An 18015-nucleotide genomic window follows, 5' to 3' on the forward strand; every position below is an offset into this window, starting at 1 on the left:
GAATGCGCGCCGGCATACCCCTGGAGAGCCCCATGACGGACCGCATCCCCGACCACCTCGACCTGCCCGAACTGACCCTGCGCGGGCTGGTCCTCGGCGCGCTGATCACCCTGGTGTTCACCGCGTCCAACGTCTACCTCGGCCTCAAGGTCGGGCTGACCTTCGCCTCGTCGATCCCCGCCGCCGTGATCTCCATGGCGGTGCTGCGCTACTTCAAGGGCTCGAACATCCTCGAGAACAACATGGTGCAGACCCAGGCCTCGGCGGCCGGCACCCTGAGCTCGATCATCTTCATCCTCCCCGGCCTGCTGATGATCGGCTACTGGGCCGGCTTCCCCTTCTGGCAGACCGCGGCCATCTGTGCCATCGGCGGCATCCTCGGCGTGCTCTACACCATCCCCCTGCGCCGGGTGATGGTGGTGCAGAGCGAGCTGCCCTACCCCGAAGGCGTGGCGGCAGCGGAGATCCTGCGTGTCGGCAGCGGCGATGACGAGGGCGCCGACGGCACGCCCACCGCCCATGACAAGAACGAGCCCGGCCTGCGCGACATTCTCGGCGGCGGCCTGGTGGCCGGGGCCTTCAGCCTGTGCAGCAGCGGCTTCAAGGTGCTCGGCGAAGGCATCAGCGTCTGGGCCACCGCCGGGCAGACCGCCTTCCGCTTCACCACCGGGTTCTCCTTCGCCCTGGTCGGCGCCGGCTACCTGATGGGCATCACCGCCGGCATCGCCATCCTCATCGGCGTGCTCATCTGCTGGGGGGTCGCGGTACCGCTGCTCACCATCAACGCCACGCCCGCCGAGGGCCATGCCATCAGCGACCTGGCCACCCAGATGTGGAGCTCCCAGGTGCGCTTCCTCGGCGCCGGCACCATCGGCATCGCCGCGCTCTGGACCCTGGCCACCCTGTTCAAGCCCATGGCCCAGGGCGTGTGGACCTCGCTGCAGGCCGTGCGCGGCAAGGCCGAGGCCAGCACCGCGCGCACCGAGCGCGACCTCTCGGCGCGGGCCATCCTGTCGCTGGCGGGGGTCCTGCTGCTGGCGCTGTTCACCGTGTTCGGCTTCTTCCTCCACGAGGCGGCGCCGGAACTCACCGGCCCGGGCTTCTGGGGCATGGTCGCCGGCTGCGTGCTGTTCGCCTTCTTCTTCGGCTTCCTGATCGCCGCCGCCTGCGGCTACATGGCCGGCCTGGTGGGCTCCTCCAGCAGCCCGATCTCCGGCATCGGCATCATCGCGGTGATCCTCGTCTCGCTGCTGATCCTCGGCATGGGCAGCCTGGAGACCGGCCTGCTGCAACTGGCCGGCGGCAAGGTGGCCATCGCCCTGGCGCTGTTCACCACCGCCGTGGTGCTGGCCATCGCCGCCATCTCCAACGACAACCTGCAGGACCTCAAGACCGGCTACCTGGTCGGCGCCACGCCCTGGCGCCAGCAGGTCGCGCTGATCGTCGGCTGCCTGGCGGGCGCCCTGGTGATCCCGCCGGTGCTCGACCTGCTCTACAACGCCTACGGCTTCGCCGGCGCCCTGCCCCGCGAAGGGATGGACCCGCAGCAGGCCCTGGCCGCGCCCCAGGCCACCCTGCTCACAGCCATCGCCAGCGGCATTTTCAAGAACGCGCTGAACTGGAACATGATCCTCATCGGCGTGGTGCTCGGCGTCGCGCTGATCCTCATCGACATCATCCTGCGGCGTACCAGCAAGGCCAGCCTGCCGGTGCTCGCGGTGGGCCTAGGCATCTACCTGCCGCCCACCATCGGCATGACCCTGGTGGTCGGCGCCGTGCTCAGCCGGGTGATCGAGGGCCGCCTGCAGGCCCGCGCCCAGGCCGCGGGGCAGGACCCGGAGCGCTACGCCGAAGTGCCGCGCCGCCGTGGGGTACTGCTCGCTTCGGGCCTGATCGTCGGCGAGAGCCTGATGGGCATCCTGCTCGCCGGGCTGATCGGCGGGACCGGCGAGGACGCCCCGCTGGCACTGGTCGAGGCGGGCTTCTCGGGCACCGCGCAGTGGCTCGGCCTGCTGGTCTTCGCCCTGGTGTGCGTAGGCTTCTGCCGTCATGTGCTGGGGTCGCAACGCAGTTCCTGAAACGCGTGTGAACCCCTTGGCAAACCTGTTCGTTCCCCCCTTTTCCGGGGGGAACTGTCGCTATGCTGGCTGCCTAACCGGAGTGAGAGCCAACATAGACAGGGCCCGTCAGCCATGAGTGCAGCCATCTACATAGTTCCTGAAAAGCCCCTTGCGGGCATCGATGACTTCGTCAACGGCAAAGCCGTGGCCAGCGTGGACGAGGTCGAACTCGACGAGCTGTGCAAACGGCTCAAGGTGAAGTCCCTCTGGGCCTTCGTCAGCCAGGACCCGGGCGACTTCGCCGACCTGCTCGAAGAAGGCGACGTGCCGGACCTCGGCGACAGCCTGCCCGACGAGCAGTGGTTCAACGCCGAGGACGGCCTCAAGACCGTGCGCGCCCTGCAGGGCCACCTGGTCACCGAGCCCCGCGCGCTGTCCAACTCCACCGACTTCCTCGAAGACCTCCAGGAGTACGAGTGGGTGCTCAACGCCCTCGCCGAACAGGAAATCCGCTGGCACTTCGCCGTGGATTTCTGAGCCCCGCCCCGCTTCCGTGGGGCGGCCTGTAGGGGCGACTTCAGTCGCCCAAAGCTTCGCGAGCAGAGCTCGCTCCTACGGCACAGGTGCCAGGCCCGGCGCTTTTTTTGTGGGAGCGAATTCATTCGCGATCCTGCGCATCGCCCTATCGCGCAGAACGGTCCCGCAGGAGGGGGCGGGCGTGTCCGGCGACAGCATGGGTTCGCTCCGCTCGCGGAACGCCGCCCGACCTGTAGGGGCGACTTCAGTCGCCAAGGACCGCGCAGCGGTCCCACGCCCGGGAGGGCAGACCTGCGGCCTGCTGGGCGAATGAATTCGCCCCGACATCGATTCCCGCGCCTCTCGGCCCCGTAGCCCGGGCTTCAGCCCGGGGATGCCGCCAACGCCCGCAGGTATTCCCAGGGATAGATCCCGCGCTCGTGCCCATCGCTGAACACCAGCTGCACGCCGTAGCCCTGTGGGTGGATGGCGGTGAGACGCACCGCCTCGTCCACCAGCGGTATGGCGCCACGGATGCGTGCGGCCTTGCACTGCGAGCAGGGGCAGGCACCGCGCAGGCGGGCGTGGCTGATGCCCTGGTGCTCGCCGTCGTGCCATTCCAGGGTCAGCCGCCCCTCGCTTCGTGAATTGCGCAGGCCGGACGGGGCGTCCATCAGGCCGCACCCTGCAGCTGGACCAGGGCGATGCGCACGGCCTTGCGCACCTCCGGATCGCCATCGGCTTCCGCGGCACGCAGGGCCGGCAAGGCCCACGCATCACCCAGCTCGCCCAGGGCCAGCGCGGCTTCCTTGCGCAGGTTGGCGATGCCGTGCACCAGCAGCCCGGCAAGCCCCGGTGCGGCCGGGCGATGGCGCAGGCGGCCGAGGGCACGGGCGGCGCGCAGGCGGACCTGCCAGTAGCAGTCGTCCAGGGCGGCGAGCAGGGCCGGGCCGGCCTCGTCCAGGCCCACCTTGCCGAGGGTGGTGGCAGCCTCTTCGCGCACCTGCCAGGCCTCGTCGGCCAGGGCCGCGCGCAGGGCCGGCAGCACGCTGGCGTCGCTGGCCAGGCCCAGGGCGCCGGTGGCGGCGCGGCGCACTTCGGTGTCCGGGTCATCGCTGGCCAGGCGCGCCAGGGCCGGCAGCGCATCGCTGCGCTTGAGCCAGCCGAGGATGCCCACCGCCTCGCGGCGCACGCCGGCATCACCGTCCTCCAGGGCCTGCAACGCCGGCGTGGCGGCGGCGTCCAGGCGCAGCTCGCGCAGGGCGCGCAAGGCACTGGTACGGACGAAGGCGTCCGCATGGCGCACCCAGGGCAGGATCAGCTCGCCCGCCTCCAGGCTCTTCAACTCGCTCAGGCTCTGCGCAGCGGCCAGGCGCACCACCTCGGCGGGGTCCGCCAGGGCGGCGCAAAGGGCCTGTACCACATCGGGCTCCTCCCAGGCCTCCAGCAGGCGCGCGGCCTCGGCGCGCACCTCGGCGGCCGCGTCGGCCACCAGCGCGTCGGTGAGCCAGGGCAGGCCTTCGGGGTCTTCCAGGTCGGCCAGTTCGATCAGGGCGATGCGCCGCACGCCGGCGTCGTCGGCGGCGAGACGCGGCAGCAGGTCGAGAATGTCGGGGTGGGTGGTTTCACGGTCGGTCATAGGGCGATTCGCAAGGGCGGGTGGTCGGTAGGCAGGCCGAGCGGGGTCAGGCGCGGCAGTTCGCGGCCTTCCTCGTGGCGCAGCAGTTCCAGGCAGTGGCGCTTGAGGTGGGTGAAGCCCGGGCTGGTCAGCAGGCTGGCGCGGCGCGGGCGCGGGAAATCGAGGCGCAGGTCTTCGATGAAGCGGCCGGGGCGCGGGCTCATCACCAGGATGCGATCGGCGAGGAACAGCGCTTCGTCGATGTCGTGGGTGACGAAGACCACGGTGGTGCGGATGCGCGTCCAGATATCCAGCAGCAGCTCCTGCATGCGCGAGCGGGTCTGCGCGTCGAGGGCGCCAAAGGGCTCGTCCATCAGCAGCAGGCGTGGGCGGTTGATCAGCACCCGGGCGATCTCGGCGCGCTGCTGCATGCCGCCGGAGAGCTGCCCCGGCCAGCGCCCGGCGAAATCGGCGAGGCCGACCAGGCGCAGGAATTCGGCGGCCTGGCGACGCCGCTCGTCCTTGCCGATGCCCTGCATCTTCAGGCCGAAGGCGACGTTGTCGAGCACGCTGCGCCAGGGCAGCAGGGTGTGGTGCTGGAACACCATGCCGCGCTCGGGCGAGGGCCCGGCCACGGCGCGGCCATCCACCTCCAGGGTGCCGGTGCGCGGCCGCAGGTGGCCGGCCAGGGCGCCGAGCAGGGTGGACTTGCCGCAGCCCGACGGGCCGAGGATGCAGACGAACTCGCCGGGGGCGATGGAAAAATCCAGCGCCTGCACGGCATCGAAGGCCTGGGCCCCCTCGCCGAGGCGGATGGACAGTTGCCGCCCCTCGATGCGGCCGGGTTCGACGGCCTGCTCGAATGCGCTCATCAGGCGTTCCTCCCCGTGCGGTACCAGGGCGTGACCAGGCCGCCGAGGCGCTTCACCAGGCCGCTGCTGCCCATGCCCAGCAGGCCGATCAGCAGCATGCCGACGACGATGTCCGGGTAGTTCTGCAGGGTGTAGGACTCCCAGGTGTAGTAGCCGATGCCGAACTGCCCGGAAATCATCTCGGCCGTGACCAGGCAGAACCACGAGGTGCCCATGCCGATGGCGAGGCCGGTGACGATGCTCGGCGCCGCGCCGGGCAGGACCACCTCGCGCAGGATGGCCAGGCGCCCGGCCCCGAGGCTGCGCGCCGAGGCCACCAGGCGCGGGTCGACGCCTTCGACGCCGTGCACGGTGTTGAGCAGGATGGGGAACAGCGCGCCGGTGAAGGTGATGAACACCATCGACAGCTCCGCAGACGGGAACATCAGGATCGCCAGGGGGATCCAGGCCACCGCCGGGATCGGCCGCAGCACTTCCAGGGGCGGCAGCAGGCTGTACTCGGCCCAGCGCGAACGGCCGATGGCCAGGCCCAGCAACACACCCAGGACGGCGGCGGCCAGGTAGCCGGCGAACACCCGCGCCAGGCTACTGGAGAGATGCGCCAGCAGCTTGCTGGAATGCACCAGCTGCCAGGCGGCCTCCAGCACCGCGCCCGGGGTGGGCACGTAGCTGAAGGTGATCAGCCCCAGGTCGAGCCGCGCCGTGGCCGCCAGCTGCCAGCACAGCAGGCAGGCGGCCAGGGACGCGAGGCGCAGGGGCCAGCGGTAGAGAGCTGTCATGAGATAGGTCCTCGGTGGCCCGTAGAGGGCATCAGCGCTGGGCCAGGGCCTGCTTCTGGTTGGCGCTGCTGAAGTCCAGCGCCGTGCCGCCGTTCTCCCGGGCGTAGCGCTCGGCCTGGTCCTTGAGCAGGAAGGCACTCAGCTCACCCTTGTCGTTGCGCACGAACCAGGCCTGGTTGGCCAGCAGCTTGATGCCGCTGTCGGCGGCCTGGGCGTAGATGGCGCGGATGTCCTTGCCCTCCTGCTCCAGCTGGGCCAGGGCCGCCAGCGCCGCTTCCGGCGAGGCGTAGTGGCGCACCTTGTCTTCGCCACGCACCCAGATCTGCGCCAGGCGCCTGAAGTCGGTGATCGGCTTGCCGGTGGCGGCGTCCTTGGCCACCAGCGGCAGCGGGGCGTAGTTCTTCAGCGCCTTGTCGTAGTCCTGCCCGGCCGCCTGGAAGGCCGCGCGGATGAAGCGGTCGTCGATGAAGGTGCCGGTGTCCAGGCCACGGTCGGTCTTCTTCAGCAGCTTGAGGGTGTCGATGGAGGTGGCCACCGCCTGGCGGTATTCCGGCTTCCAGGTCAGGTCGCGGGTCTGCAGGCCGAGGGGGCCGTGGAACAGGTAGTTCACCTCGGCCTCGATGCCGGCGACCTTCTCGATCAGCTCGCTGTACTTCTCCGGCTCGGCGGCCAGCAGGCGGTCGGCCTCCAGGCTGGCGCGCAGGTAGGCGGTGACCACTTCCGGGTACTTCTCGGCGTAGGCGGCGTCCACCAGCGCGCCGTGGAAGGTCGGCGCCCCGGCCTGGGAGCCGTCGTAGATCTTCCGTGCGAAGCCACGGTTGGGGAACAGCTCGGCGAAGGGCACGAAATCGGCGTGGGCCTCGATGCGGTTGCTGCGCAGGGCGGAACCGGCGATCTCCGGCGGCTGGGCGATGATGCGCACGTCCTTCTCCGGGTCCCAGCCCTGGGCGGCGATGGCGCGCAGCAGCATGCCGTGGGCGGTGGAGGCGAAGGGCACGGAGATGGTCCTGCCCTTGAGCTCGGCGATGGACTGCACGCTCGAGGCAGCCGGCACCACGATGCCGTTGCCGCTGCCCCGGGTGCTGCCCGAGAGCACGCTGATGAACAGGCTGCGCTTGCCGGCATCGAGGTGGGCGACACCGTTGAAGGAGCCGGGGAAGTCGGCCATGGCGCCGAAGTCCAGCTTGCCGGCGACCATCTCGTTGGTCAGCGGCGCGCCGCTGGTGAAGTTCTTCCACTCCACCTCGTACTGGGCGTCCTGGTACTTGCCGTCATGGGGCAGGTACTTCTCCAGCAGGCCCAGCTCGCGGATCAGCAAGCCGCCGGTGGCGCAGTTGATGGTGGTGTCCTGGGTGCCGATGGCGATGCGGATGGTCTCGGCGGAGGCGGACGCGGTGGTGACGGCCAGCGCGAGGCCGGCGATGGTTGCACGTAGGCTCATGGTTCCCCTCGAATCATTGGTCGGGTCGTCGTCTCCGCCACATCGTCGGTGGTGGGAAACGAGGGGTCTTGCAGGCAAGGCGTCCGGCGGCGGGCCGGATGGCGGTCGTTGTTCTTCGATGGTGGAACCGGTCAACGCAGCAGGTAGGGAATCTCCACCTTCACCGCACCGGTCGGGCAATCCTTCTCGCAGGGCATGCAGTACCAGCATTCGTCGAAGGCCATGTAGGCCTTCTGGGTCGCCGGGTTGATGGCCAGCAGGTCCATCGGGCAGACCTCGACGCACACGGTGCAGCCCTTGTGGGCGATGCACTTGTCCTCGTCGATCGTCACCGGCGCGCTGCTGCGGAAGAAGATTTCCTGGGGTTGAAAGGCCATGTCACGGGTCCTTGGAGCCTTGGGGCTCTCTGTGTTCTTGGGATGTAGGGTGGGCTTCAGCCCACCGGGAAAGCCCTGCGTAGCGCCATTGGTGGGCTGAAGCCCACCCTACGGTTCAGTGCCGGGTCAGGCGGCCTCGGTCTTCACCCGCAGGCGGTCGTAGGCGCTCTGCTCTTCCGCATCCAGGGCGATCAGGTAGGGCTCCACCGGCTTCTTGAAGCTGGTCATGGCGCCGTCATCGCCCTTCTTCAGGTGGCAATGGCAGAACCACTCGGCGTCGTTGCGCTCGGGGTGGTCGACACGATGGTGGTACAGGCCCCAGCGGCTTTCCTCGCGGAACAGCGAGGCGCGGGCGGCCATCTCGGCGCAGTCGCGGATCACCGCCACTTCCATGGCGCGCATCAGCTCATGGGGGTTGTTGGCCTTCATCTGCCCGAGGTCGCGCTCGATCTCGGCGAAGCGGGTCAGGCCGATCTCCATCTTCCTGGTCACCTTGGGCGGCTGCAGGTAGTCGTTGACCATGCGCCGCAGCTTGTACTCCACCTGGGCCGGCGGCAGCCCGTGCTCGCGGTGCAGCGGCGCGTAGACCCGCTCGCGCTCGCGCTCCACCTGGGCCGGGTCGACGGCGGCGAAGTCACGCCCGGCCACGTAGTCGGCCGCGTTGATGCCGGCGAACCAGCCGTAGGTGAAGGCGCCGAGCATGTAGTTGTGCGGCACGGCGGCCATGTCGCCGGCGGCGTAGAGGCCCTTCACCGAGGTCTCGGCCTTCTCGTTGACCCACACGCCCGAGGCGGAGTGGCCGGAGCAGAAGCCGATCTCGGAGATGTGCATCTCCACCATCTGCTGGCGGTAGTCGGTGCCCCGGCCGGCGTGGAACTGGCCACGGCTGGGGCGCTCGTTGCTGTGGAGGATCTCCTCGATGGTCTGGATGGTTTCCTCGGCCAGGTGGTCCAGCTTGAGGAACACCGGGCCGTTGCCACCTTCGAGTTCCTGGTGGAACTCCCACATCATCTGCCCGCTCCAGTAGTCGCACTCGATGAAGCGCTCGCCCTTGTTGTTGGCGGTGTAGCCGCCCAGCGGGCCGGTGACGTAGGCACAGGCGGGGCCGTTGTAGTCCTTGATCAGCGGGTTGATCTGGAAGCACTCCAGGTTCGCCAGCTCCGCCCCGGCGTGGTAGGCCATGGCGTAGCCGTCGCCGGCGTTGGTCGGGTTCTCGTAGGTGCCCATCAGGTAGCCCGAGGACGGCAGGCCGAGGCGCCCGGCGGCCCCGCAGGCGAGGATCACCGCCTTGGCGCGGATCACCTGGAAGTCGCCGCTGCGGCAGTCGAAGCCGAGCACGCCGCAGGCGGCGCCCTCCTCGTCCAGCAGCACGCGGGTAGTGACCAGGCGATTGGTGATGTTCACCCGCGCGCGCTTGAGCTGGCGGTAGAGCACCTTCTTGATGTCGTGGCCCTCGGGCATCGGCAGCACGTAGGCGCCCATGTGGTGGACCTTCTTCACCGCGTAGTCGCCGGTCTCGTCCTTCTCGAACTTCACGCCCCAGCGGTCCAGCTGCTCGATGGTCGCGAAGCTGTGGGTGGCATAGGCGTAGACGGCGGCCTGGTTGACGATGCCGTCGTTGGCCACGGTGATTTCCTTGGTGTACTGCTCGGGCGTCGCGTGGCCGGGGATGATGGCGTTGTTCAGCCCGTCCATGCCCATGCTGATGGCGCCGCTGCGCTTGACGTTGGCCTTGTCCACCAGCAGCACGCGCAGTTCGCGGTTCTTCTCCTTGGCCTTGATCGCGGCCATGGGCCCGGCGGTGCCGCCGCCGATGACGACGATGTCGTATTCCTGCTCCAGGGTGTTCATGCCGGTGCTCCCTTCTGGCGGTCGATGCGCAGGCGGTACTGGAAGGCATCGCCGCGGTAGTAGAGGTGCTCGAAGTCCAGCGGCGCGCCGTCGGCGGTGTGGGTCAGGCGCTCGATGCGCATGATCGGCGAGCCCTCTTCCACCTCCAGCGCCTGGGTCAGGTCGCTGTCGGCGAGCACGGCGTCGATGGCGAGGTCAGCGTGGCCCAGGGGGATGCCGCAGTCGTTCTCGAGGATGAGGAAGATGTCGCGGGTGACGAGGTCGGCCTTCTCCAGCTTCTCGCCGACCGCCAGGGGCAGCCAGGTGAGCTCCAGGGACACCGGCTCGCGGTTGATCAGGCGCACGCGCTTGATCTCGATCACCGGGCTGCCCTCCTCCACCTGCAGCCGCTCGGCCACCAGTGCGCTGGCCGGCACCTGCTTGAAACTGCGCAGGCGGTTGAGCACCTCGTAGCCCATCTGCGTCATCGACTCGGCCAGGCCCTGCAGGGTGGAGACGTTCTGGAAGGCCTTGGGCTTGGCGACGAAGGTGCCCTTGCCGTGGATCTTGAAGATCAGCCCTTCCTTCTGCAGGTCGCCCAGCGCCTGGCGCACGGTGATGCGGCTGACGTCGAAGGCCTTGCCCAGCTCCGCCTCCGAGGGCATGCGGCTGTGGGGGGGATAGGTGCCATCGAGGATGCGCCCGCGCAGCAGCTCCTTGAGCTGGCTGTAGAGGGGCACCGGGGAGAGGGGAAGCAGTTCGGCCATGTCGTCGCTCGCTCGTGATCCTTACTTGTTATAACAAGTTATGGCGCGAGGATAGCGAGCATAACCAGCGCGGCGGAAATACCGATATCGAATAAGGTTAGAAGCCGCCCCACACCGTTTTGAAAATATTTTTCATTTTCAGGTGAGGTATCGGCCTACGACGTCCGTGTAGGAGGTGGAATGCGATTTATTCGCAAAGAAATCCATCAGCCAGGGGCAGGTCACACCCATGAAGTACAGGACATCGCGGTTGCAGGGTGGCGCGTTCAAGCGCCTCGGTCTGGTTTCGGCGCTGCTCGCCCTCGGCCCTGCCGGCGTGCTGCCGCAGGCGATGGCCGCCGATGCCGAGGCCCCCGCCACCGCGCTGGCCAGCGTGCACGAGTTCGCCATCGCCGCGCAGCCACTGCCCCAGGCCCTGGCCGCCTTCACCCGGGCCACCGGACTGGCGCTGGTCTACACCGAGGACGCCGCCTACCAGGTCCAGGCCCCGGCGGTGAACGGCCGCATGAGTGCCGAGCAGGCCCTGGCACGACTGCTGGCGGGCAGCGGGCTGAGTTATGCACAGGTCAACGCCGGCACCCTGACCCTGGTGCCCCGCAGCGATGACGGCGCACTGAACCTCGACGCGGTGAACATCAACTCCCGCCAGCTGGCCGACGGCAGCTACCAGCCTCCGCCCACCACGCGCCTGATGCGCTCGGAAACCCCGCTGCTGGACATTCCCCAGGCAGTGGCCGTGGTGCCCCAGCAGGCGCTGCTCGACCAGCAGCCACAGAACCTCGACGACGCCCTGGCCAACGTCAGCGGCATCACCCAGGCCAACACCCTCGGCAGCACCCTGGACGCGGTGATGAAGCGCGGCTTCGGCGACAACCGCGACGGCTCGATCCTGCGCGACGGCATGCGCACCATCCAGGGCCGTAACTTCACCGCCACCGCCGAGCGCGTGGAAGTGCTCAAGGGCCCGTCCTCGATGCTCTACGGCATCCTCGACCCGGGCGGGGTGATCAACGTCATCAGCAAGAAGCCGCAGCTGCAGGCCTACCGCGCCATCACCGGCCGCGCCTCCACCTACGGCGACGGCAAGGACGGCAGCGGCGGCACCCTCGACGTGACCGGCCCCCTGGGGGATTCCGGCCTGGCCTACCGGGTGATCGCCGACTACGACGACGCCGACTACTGGCGCAACTTCGGCCACAGCCGCGACAAGACCTTCGCCCCCTCCTTCGCCTGGTACGGCGAAGACACCACGGTGAACCTCAGCTTCGAGCACCGCGAGTACAGCACCCCCTTCGACCGCGGCACCATCTTCCTCAACGGCAAGCCCCTGGCAGTGCCCGCCGAGCGCCGCCTGGACGAGCCCTACAACGTCACCGAGGGCCGGTCGGACCTGACCATCTTCGACCTCTCGCACCAGCTCAGCGAAGATTGGAAGGCCCACTTCGCCTACAGCTACAACCGCGACACCTACGACGACTACCAGGCGCGGGTGCAGAGCCAGAACCCCAACGGCACGCTGCGGCGCCGTCTGGACGGCACCCGGGGCGCGGTGAGCACCGAGCACTTCGCCACCTTCGACCTGGACGGCCAGGTGCAGCTGGGCGGCATGCAGCACGACCTGCTGATGGGCGTGGACCACGAGTACCGCAAGTTCTTCCGCGAGGACCTGATCCGCCAGACCACCACCGTCAGCTTCAACCCCTGGAATCCGGTCTATGGCCAGGTGCCGGTGCCCACCACGGTGGCCGCCGGCGACAGCGACCAGACCGACCGCGTGGTCAGCCAGTCCGCCTTCTTACAGGACTCGGTGCACCTCAACGAGCAGTGGATCTTCATCGCCGGGGCCCGCTACCAGCTCTACGACCAGCTCGCCGGCCGGGGCCGCCCGTTCAAGAGGAACACCGACATCGACGGCCAGCTCTGGGTGCCCCGGGTCGGCCTGGTCTACAAGATGACCGACGAGCTGTCCCTCTACGGCGGCTACACCGAGTCGTTCAAGCCCAACTCCACCATTGCGCCGCTGACCGGCACCGCGTCCATCAACGGTATCGCCCCGGAGGAGGGCAAGAGCTGGGAGCTCGGCGCCAAGCTGGACATGCCCGGCCGCATCACCGGCACCCTGGCGCTGTTCGACATCGTCAAGGAGAACGTCCTGGTGACCCAGAACGTGACGATCAACGGGCAGGTCGACACCGTCGCCAGCGGGGCCGGTGAAGTGCGCTCACGGGGCATCGAACTGGATGTGACCGGGCAACTGACCGACAACCTCAGCCTGATCGGCACCTACGCCTTCACCGACGCCGAAGTGACCCGCGACCCCACGCTCAAGGGCAACGCGTTGCAGAACGTCGCCCGTCACACCGCCTCGCTCTCGGCCGTCTACGACTTCGGCCCCCTGTTCGACGGCGACCGCCTGCGTGCCGGCCTGGGTGGCCGTTACGTCGGCGACCGCGAGGGGGATGCCGAGAACACCTTCGAGCTGCCGCACTACACCGTCGCCGACGCCTTCGCCAGCTACGAAACGCCCCTGGGCAACGACAAGCGCCTCAAGCTCCAGCTCAACGTGAAGAACCTCTTCGACAAGACCTACTACAGCTCCTCGGTGAACAACTTCAACGTCTCCATCGGCGACCCGCGCCTGGTGCAGCTCTCCAGCACCCTGGAGTTCTGAGTACCGGTCCACTCCGCATGGTGGACCGGTGAAGCGGGGTCCACCCTACATCCGGCATCGCTCCGGGCTCGGCGCATGACCGTAGGTTGGCGCCGAGCGCAGCGAGGCCCAACGCAGCGGCATCGGTCACTTCGCGGATGAATCCGCTCCCACGAAGAGGCCCATGACGCTTGCGCCATGCCCCCGTTGCGGTCAGACCCCGAATCGGTCTGCCTCCAGGCCCGCGAGCCCGGCTGGGGTGGCCTCGTCCGCCTCGGTGATGTGGCGGACCATGGCCTGGGCCAGGGGCGAGAGGCTGTAGCCGACGCGGCTGACCACGCCGTAGCGGGTGTAGCACTCCTCCAGGTCGGCCGGCAGGTCCACCGGCTGCAACGCCACCAGGGCGCCCTCGCGGAGGAAGGGCGCGAGGTTGCTCTGGCCGGCGATGCCGATGGCGTCGGAGTTGAGCACCACGTTGAGCAGCGCGTAGCCGTGTTCGCATTCGACGTTGGGGGTGAAGTCCTGGCGACCGCTGTAGTCCACCAGCACCTTGCGGATGTTCGGGGGGCGGAAGGTGGTGGCCAGCGGGTAGGTGAAGATGTCCGCCGTGCGCACCGCCTCCCGCTGCGCCAGCGGATGGCCGGCGCGGCAGCAGAAGTGCCACTTCTGCGGCTTGAGCTTGTGCACCCGGTAGTCCGGGTCCGCCTCGAAGCGGCGGGTGTCGGCGACGAAGAACTCGATCTCCTCGCTGACCAGGCGCCGGTTCAGGTCCTGCCAGGCGTCCACCTGGAATTGCACCCGCACCTGCGGGAATTCGCCGATGAAGCTTCCCACCGCGCGAGGGATCAGCTGCGCCGCCGGCGCCGGCCCGCTGCCGAAGCGCACCGTCCCCGACTGCAGGCCGTTGAACTGGCCGATCTCGTTGGCCAGGTTGTGCGCGCCGTGCACCAGGCGCCGCGCATGCTCCAGCACCAGCAGGCCCTGCCGGGTGGGGTGCAGCTCCTTGCTCGCGCGGTCCACCAGGCGGCAGCCGGCACTGTGTTCCAGGGCCTGGATGCTGCGGCTGAAGGCCGACTGCGAAAGGTTCACCGCCGCCGCGGCGGCGACGAAGCTGCGGTGTTCGGCGAGGGCCACGAAGTGGCGGAGCTGGCGCAGGTCGATATGCATTTTCTACATGAAAAGATTCGGTGGATTGCAATTGCCGCAGGCGGCCCCCGCTCCTTATAAAGGCAATCTCTTATTCCTCAAAAAACGAAATAAAACTATTGATATGCAATTGATGAATAAGTGATTCGCCACCGCGATTCGGTTCCGCCATACGGAAGTGCTCGCTCGGCTGACCCCCACAGGAGCATGTGCATGAATCGCGTCATCCCGCGCCGCCTCGCCATCGCGAACGGCCCTTCACCGTCCTTCAAACCGCTGGCGCTCGCCGTGCTGCTGGCCGCCGCTGGCCTTGCCCAGGCCGAAACCGCCGGCAACGACACCCCCGCGGCGACCGGCGCGCAGAAGCCCGCCGCCAGCGAGGAAAAGCGCCTCGGCACCGTCACCGTCAATGCCCGCCGCCGCGAGGAAAGCGCCCAGAGCGTGCCCACGCCCATCAGCGTGCTCGGCGCCGAGACCCTGGAGACCCAGCGCATCTACCGCGTGCAGGACCTGCAGCAACTGGTTCCCAGCACCAACGTCGCCTACGTCCACGCCCGCCAGTCGAGCATCTCCATCCGTGGCCTGGGCAACAACCCGGCCAGCGACGGCCTCGAAGGCAGCGTCGGCGTCTACCTCGACAACGTCTACCTGGGCCGCCCGGGGATGGCGGTGTTCGACCTGCTGGACGTGGAGCAGCTGGAGGTCCTGCGCGGGCCCCAGGGCACCCTGTTCGGCAAGAACACCACCGCCGGCGTGCTCAACATCACCTCGCGCAAACCCACCTTCACCACCGAGCGCAGCCTCCAGAGCTCGGTGGGCGAGGACGGCTACTGGCAGACCCAGGGCAGCGTCTCCGGCGGCCTCACCGAGACCCTCGCCGGGCGCCTGTCGGCCTACCGCACCGAAGACGACGGCTACGTGAAGAACCTCTACAACGGCGACGACCTCAACGGCGGCAAGCGCCAGGGCTTCCGTGGCCAGCTGCTGTTCGAGCCGAGTGAAACCTTCAACCTGCGCTGGATCGGCGAGTACAACGAGGAGGACTCCAACAACGGCATCCTCAGCCTGTACAGCACCGGCCCCACCATCAACGGCGTCAACCGTTACGAGCAGCGCGCCGCCGCAGCCGGCGCCACCCTCGTCTCGGGCAAGGACCGCAAGGTCAACTTCGACTCCGACCAGCAGGTGACGGTGTTCCAGGGCGGCACCTCGGTGGAGGCCAACTGGACCCTGCCCAACGACTTCACCCTCACCTCCATCAGCGCCTACCGCTGGTGGGACTTCACCCCGCGCAACGACGACGGCCTCAACGTATCGGCGGCGATCAACGCCGGCGTCTCGGTGCGCGACAAGCAGTACTCCCAGGAAATCCGCCTGGCCTCGCCCAAGGGCGACGCCTTCGACTACGTGCTGGGCGCCTACTACTTCAAGCAGGACCTGGATAACCACGCCTTCACCTACTACGGGCCCCAGGCCGACATCTGGAACGGCACGCCCGCCGGCGCCCTGGCCAATGTCACCACCCAGGGCGACGGCCACATCGACACCGACAGCTACGCGCTGTTCGCCCAGGCCACCTGGCACCTCACCGAGCGCCTGGACTTCACCGCCGGCATCCGGGGCACCTACGAGGAGAAGGACGCCTGGGTCGAGCGCTTCGCCCCCACCGGCGGCGCGGCAGTCAGCGGCGCGGCGGCCACCGCGCGCCGGGGCCGGGTCGGGGCCTACGACTCGGGCGACCTCAGCCAGCACAGCTTCAGCCCCTCCGGCCTGCTCGCCCTGAGCTACCAGATCAACCCCGACCTGCTCGGCTACGCCTCGCTGTCCCACGGCGAGAAATCCGGCGGCATCAACCTCACCGTGGCCAGCGCCCCCACTGCCGGCGCCGACTCCCTGCTGGTGGGCACCGAGCGCGCCAACAACGCCGAGATCGGCTTCAAGAGCACGCTGCTGGACCGCACCCTGCTGCTCAACGCCAACCTGTTCTGGACCGAGGTCCACGGCTACCAGGCCAACGCCTACGACGAAGGCACGCGCACCTCCTACCTGACCAACGCCGGCTCGGTGCGCTCGCGCGGCCTGGAAGTGGAGACCACCTGGCAACCGGTGCGCGGCCTGACGCTCAACGCCAACGGCTCGTGGAATGACGTGCGCTACCTCGCCTACAAGGACGCACCCTGCGCGCCGGAAGTGGGCTTCGCCCCGGGCGCGCCGGCCTCCTGCGACCTCTCCGGGCACCAGGTGGTAGGCGCTTCCAAGTACATCGCCAACCTCAACGGCGAGTACCGCTGGCAGCTGCAGGACCGCATCGAGCCCTACGTCACCGCCAGCTACGCCTTCCGCTCGAAAGCCGTCGGCACCATCGACGACTCCGAGTACGGGCAGATCCCCAGCTACGCGGTGGTCAACCTCTCCGGCGGCGTGCGCCTGGACCAGGGAGACAGCGTGCTCGACCTCTCCCTGTGGCTGAAGAACGCCGGTGACAAGACCTACTTCACCAGCCTGTGGAACTCCGCCAACGGCGGCTATGCCGGTGTCCTCGGAACGCCACGGACCCTCGGCGCCACCGCCCGCTACGACTTCTGAGTCAGCGGGGCTACGCGAGCCCCTTACCCACAAGGAAAGAAACATGAAACTCAACGCACTCGGCCTCGCCGCCGCCCTGGTCGCCGGCCAGGCCGTCGCGGCCCCCAGCGTCTACCCCACCGGGGTGACGATCTACGACCCGGCGCGGGCCTGGAACGGCTACGTGATCTTCAGCGCGCCGGACAAGCAGACCCACCTCATCGACATGAACGGCAACGAGGTGCGGCGCTGGGAAAACGCCGGCTTCCCCGCCGCACTGATCGACCCGGCGCTCAACGGCGGCAAGCGCGGCCACCTGTTCGTGCAGCTCGAAGAGGTCAAGGAGCCGAGCAAGCTGGCCTCCGCCGGCAACGGCCTGCGCAACAAGGTGGTGGGTGAGCTGGACTGGGACGGCAAGGTGGTCTGGCAATGGGGCGACAAGGCCCCGGGCGGCGCCGCCCAGCAGCACCATGACCAGCGCCGGCTGGCCAACGGCAACACCCTGGTGCTGGCCAACCGGCTGCACCCGGTGAAGGGCTTCGAGGTGCCCCAGGTGATCGACGACGTGATCTACGAGGTCACCCCCGCCGGCAAGGTGGCCTGGAGCTGGACCGCCTCCGAGCACCTGGAGGAGTTCGGCTTCACCGCCGAGCAGCTCAAGCTGGTGCGCGCCAGCAAGAACCCCGACGTGCTGCACATCAACAACCTCGGCCCGGTGGGCCCGAACAAATGGTTCGACGGCGGCGACAAGCGCTTCCACCCGGACAACCTGCTGTTCGATTCCCGCGAGGCCAACTTCATCGCCATCATCGACCGCCAGACCGGCAAGGTGGCCTGGCGCCTGGGGCCCAACCTGCCCAGGCTCAACCCCTACGCGCCGGCCCAGGTGCCGCGCCCGGTGGACCAGTTCTCCGGCCAGCACGATGCCCACATCATCCCCGCCGGCCTGCCCGGTGCCGGCAACCTGCTGGTGTTCGACAACCAGGGCGAGGCCGGCTACCCGCGCGTGCCGCTGAGCCTGCTGGGCGGCTCGCGGGTGCTGGAGATCGACCCGGTGAAGGGCGAGATCGTCTGGCAGTACAGCGCCGCCGACAGCGGCCAGCCGGGCTGGGCCTTCTTCAGCGCCTTCATCAGCAGCGCGCGGCGCCTGCCCAACGGCAACACCCTGATCGACGAAGGCAAGTTCGGCCGGGTGTTCCAGGTCACCGCCAAGGGCGAGATCGTCTGGGAATACGTCAGCCCCTACTTCGGCAAGGCGCCCCTGGGCAACGCCCGCAGCAACTGGCTCTACCGCGCGCTGCCGGTGCCCTACGACTGGGTCCCGGAAGGCACCCCGCGCTCCGAGCAGGCGGTCACCCCGCCGGCCCTGGAGCAGTTCCGCGTCTCCACCCACC

13 protein-coding genes and 1 pseudogene are annotated in these 18015 nt (G+C 68.7%); 5 read left to right on the forward strand and 9 right to left on the reverse strand.

Features of this window, described 5'->3' with window-relative positions; all coding sequences use genetic code 11:
- Nucleotides 1-32 precede the first annotated feature (32 nt).
- Together HSX14_RS29415 and HSX14_RS29420 are read left to right on the forward strand one after the other, a co-directional pair.
- Nucleotides 33-2078 (forward strand): OPT family oligopeptide transporter, encoded by a 2046-nt coding sequence (locus HSX14_RS29415; protein ID WP_173176809.1) that lies wholly within the window; start codon nucleotides 33-35, stop codon nucleotides 2076-2078.
- A gap of 114 nt (nucleotides 2079-2192) precedes the next feature.
- On the forward strand, nucleotides 2193-2597 hold the full coding sequence (locus tag HSX14_RS29420) for a hypothetical protein (protein WP_173176811.1): 405 nt from the start codon (nucleotides 2193-2195) through the stop codon (nucleotides 2595-2597).
- A 362-nt stretch (nucleotides 2598-2959) separates the two neighbouring features.
- On the opposite strand, the gene HSX14_RS29425 is transcribed toward HSX14_RS29420, so the two are convergent.
- The 8 genes from HSX14_RS29425 to HSX14_RS29460 form a co-directional block, all read right to left on the reverse strand.
- Entirely contained in the window at nucleotides 2960-3250 is a 291-nt protein-coding gene (locus tag HSX14_RS29425) for a DUF971 domain-containing protein (protein WP_173176813.1), read from the reverse strand.
- Nucleotides 3250-4215 (reverse strand): HEAT repeat domain-containing protein, encoded by a 966-nt coding sequence (locus tag HSX14_RS29430; protein ID WP_173176815.1) that lies wholly within the window; start codon nucleotides 4213-4215, stop codon nucleotides 3250-3252. Before HSX14_RS29430 ends, HSX14_RS29425 begins: the two co-directional genes overlap by 1 nt.
- Entirely contained in the window at nucleotides 4212-5066 is an 855-nt protein-coding gene (locus HSX14_RS29435; protein ID WP_173176817.1) for an ABC transporter ATP-binding protein, read from the reverse strand. Before HSX14_RS29435 ends, HSX14_RS29430 begins: the two co-directional genes overlap by 4 nt.
- Nucleotides 5066-5845, reverse strand: coding sequence for an ABC transporter permease (locus tag HSX14_RS29440; protein ID WP_173176820.1), 780 nt, complete (start codon nucleotides 5843-5845; stop codon nucleotides 5066-5068). Before HSX14_RS29440 ends, HSX14_RS29435 begins: the two co-directional genes overlap by 1 nt.
- A gap of 31 nt (nucleotides 5846-5876) precedes the next feature.
- Nucleotides 5877-7286, reverse strand: a complete 1410-nt coding sequence (locus tag HSX14_RS29445) for an ABC transporter substrate-binding protein (protein WP_173176822.1) — start codon at nucleotides 7284-7286, stop codon at nucleotides 5877-5879.
- Nucleotides 7287-7417: 131 nt separating this feature from the next.
- Nucleotides 7418-7663: a 4Fe-4S dicluster domain-containing protein gene (locus tag HSX14_RS29450; RefSeq protein ID WP_173176824.1), complete on the reverse strand. Its 246-nt coding sequence runs from the start codon at nucleotides 7661-7663 to the stop codon at nucleotides 7418-7420.
- Nucleotides 7664-7789: 126 nt separating this feature from the next.
- Complete coding sequence (locus HSX14_RS29455; protein WP_173176826.1) at nucleotides 7790-9514, reverse strand: fumarate reductase/succinate dehydrogenase flavoprotein subunit; 1725 nt, start codon at nucleotides 9512-9514, stop codon at nucleotides 7790-7792.
- Nucleotides 9511-10260: a GntR family transcriptional regulator gene (locus HSX14_RS29460; RefSeq protein ID WP_173176828.1), complete on the reverse strand. Its 750-nt coding sequence runs from the start codon at nucleotides 10258-10260 to the stop codon at nucleotides 9511-9513. Before HSX14_RS29460 ends, HSX14_RS29455 begins: the two co-directional genes overlap by 4 nt.
- A gap of 229 nt (nucleotides 10261-10489) precedes the next feature.
- Here HSX14_RS29460 and HSX14_RS29465 point away from each other — a divergent pair, with 229 nt between their 5' ends.
- Entirely contained in the window at nucleotides 10490-12931 is a 2442-nt protein-coding gene (locus HSX14_RS29465) for a TonB-dependent siderophore receptor (protein ID WP_173176830.1), read from the forward strand.
- Between the two features lie 192 nt (nucleotides 12932-13123).
- Here HSX14_RS29465 and HSX14_RS29470 read toward each other — a convergent pair whose 3' ends face one another.
- Nucleotides 13124-14077, reverse strand: coding sequence for a LysR family transcriptional regulator (locus HSX14_RS29470; protein WP_173176832.1), 954 nt, complete (start codon nucleotides 14075-14077; stop codon nucleotides 13124-13126).
- A 204-nt stretch (nucleotides 14078-14281) separates the two neighbouring features.
- On the opposite strand from HSX14_RS29470, the gene HSX14_RS29475 reads away from it, so the two are divergent.
- Complete coding sequence (locus HSX14_RS29475) at nucleotides 14282-16642, forward strand: TonB-dependent receptor (RefSeq protein WP_373874709.1); 2361 nt, start codon at nucleotides 14282-14284, stop codon at nucleotides 16640-16642.
- A 43-nt stretch (nucleotides 16643-16685) separates the two neighbouring features.
- Nucleotides 16686-18007: pseudogene (locus tag HSX14_RS29480) on the forward strand (aryl-sulfate sulfotransferase); the annotation flags it as partial.
- Between the last annotated feature and the right edge of the window lie 8 nt (nucleotides 18008-18015).

It is taken from the genome of Pseudomonas tohonis (assembly GCF_012767755.2).
Taxonomy (GTDB): Bacteria; Pseudomonadota; Gammaproteobacteria; order Pseudomonadales; family Pseudomonadaceae; genus Metapseudomonas; species Metapseudomonas tohonis.

What these genes read in the sequence shown, in the direction of transcription:
- HSX14_RS29415 (WP_173176809.1), top strand. Translation starts at nt 33, where the DNA reads ATGACGGACCGCATCCCCGACCACCTCGACCTGCCCGAACTGACCCTG.
- HSX14_RS29420 (WP_173176811.1), top strand. Translation starts at nt 2,193, where the DNA reads ATGAGTGCAGCCATCTACATAGTTCCTGAAAAGCCCCTTGCGGGCATC.
- HSX14_RS29425 (WP_173176813.1), bottom strand. Translation starts at nt 3,250, where the DNA reads ATGGACGCCCCGTCCGGCCTGCGCAATTCACGAAGCGAGGGGCGGCTG.
- HSX14_RS29430 (WP_173176815.1), bottom strand. Translation starts at nt 4,215, where the DNA reads ATGACCGACCGTGAAACCACCCACCCCGACATTCTCGACCTGCTGCCG.
- HSX14_RS29435 (WP_173176817.1), bottom strand. Translation starts at nt 5,066, where the DNA reads ATGAGCGCATTCGAGCAGGCCGTCGAACCCGGCCGCATCGAGGGGCGG.
- HSX14_RS29440 (WP_173176820.1), bottom strand. Translation starts at nt 5,845, where the DNA reads ATGACAGCTCTCTACCGCTGGCCCCTGCGCCTCGCGTCCCTGGCCGCC.
- HSX14_RS29445 (WP_173176822.1), bottom strand. Translation starts at nt 7,286, where the DNA reads ATGAGCCTACGTGCAACCATCGCCGGCCTCGCGCTGGCCGTCACCACC.
- HSX14_RS29450 (WP_173176824.1), bottom strand. Translation starts at nt 7,663, where the DNA reads ATGGCCTTTCAACCCCAGGAAATCTTCTTCCGCAGCAGCGCGCCGGTG.
- HSX14_RS29455 (WP_173176826.1), bottom strand. Translation starts at nt 9,514, where the DNA reads ATGAACACCCTGGAGCAGGAATACGACATCGTCGTCATCGGCGGCGGC.
- HSX14_RS29460 (WP_173176828.1), bottom strand. Translation starts at nt 10,260, where the DNA reads ATGGCCGAACTGCTTCCCCTCTCCCCGGTGCCCCTCTACAGCCAGCTC.
- HSX14_RS29465 (WP_173176830.1), top strand. Translation starts at nt 10,490, where the DNA reads ATGAAGTACAGGACATCGCGGTTGCAGGGTGGCGCGTTCAAGCGCCTC.
- HSX14_RS29470 (WP_173176832.1), bottom strand. Translation starts at nt 14,077, where the DNA reads ATGCATATCGACCTGCGCCAGCTCCGCCACTTCGTGGCCCTCGCCGAA.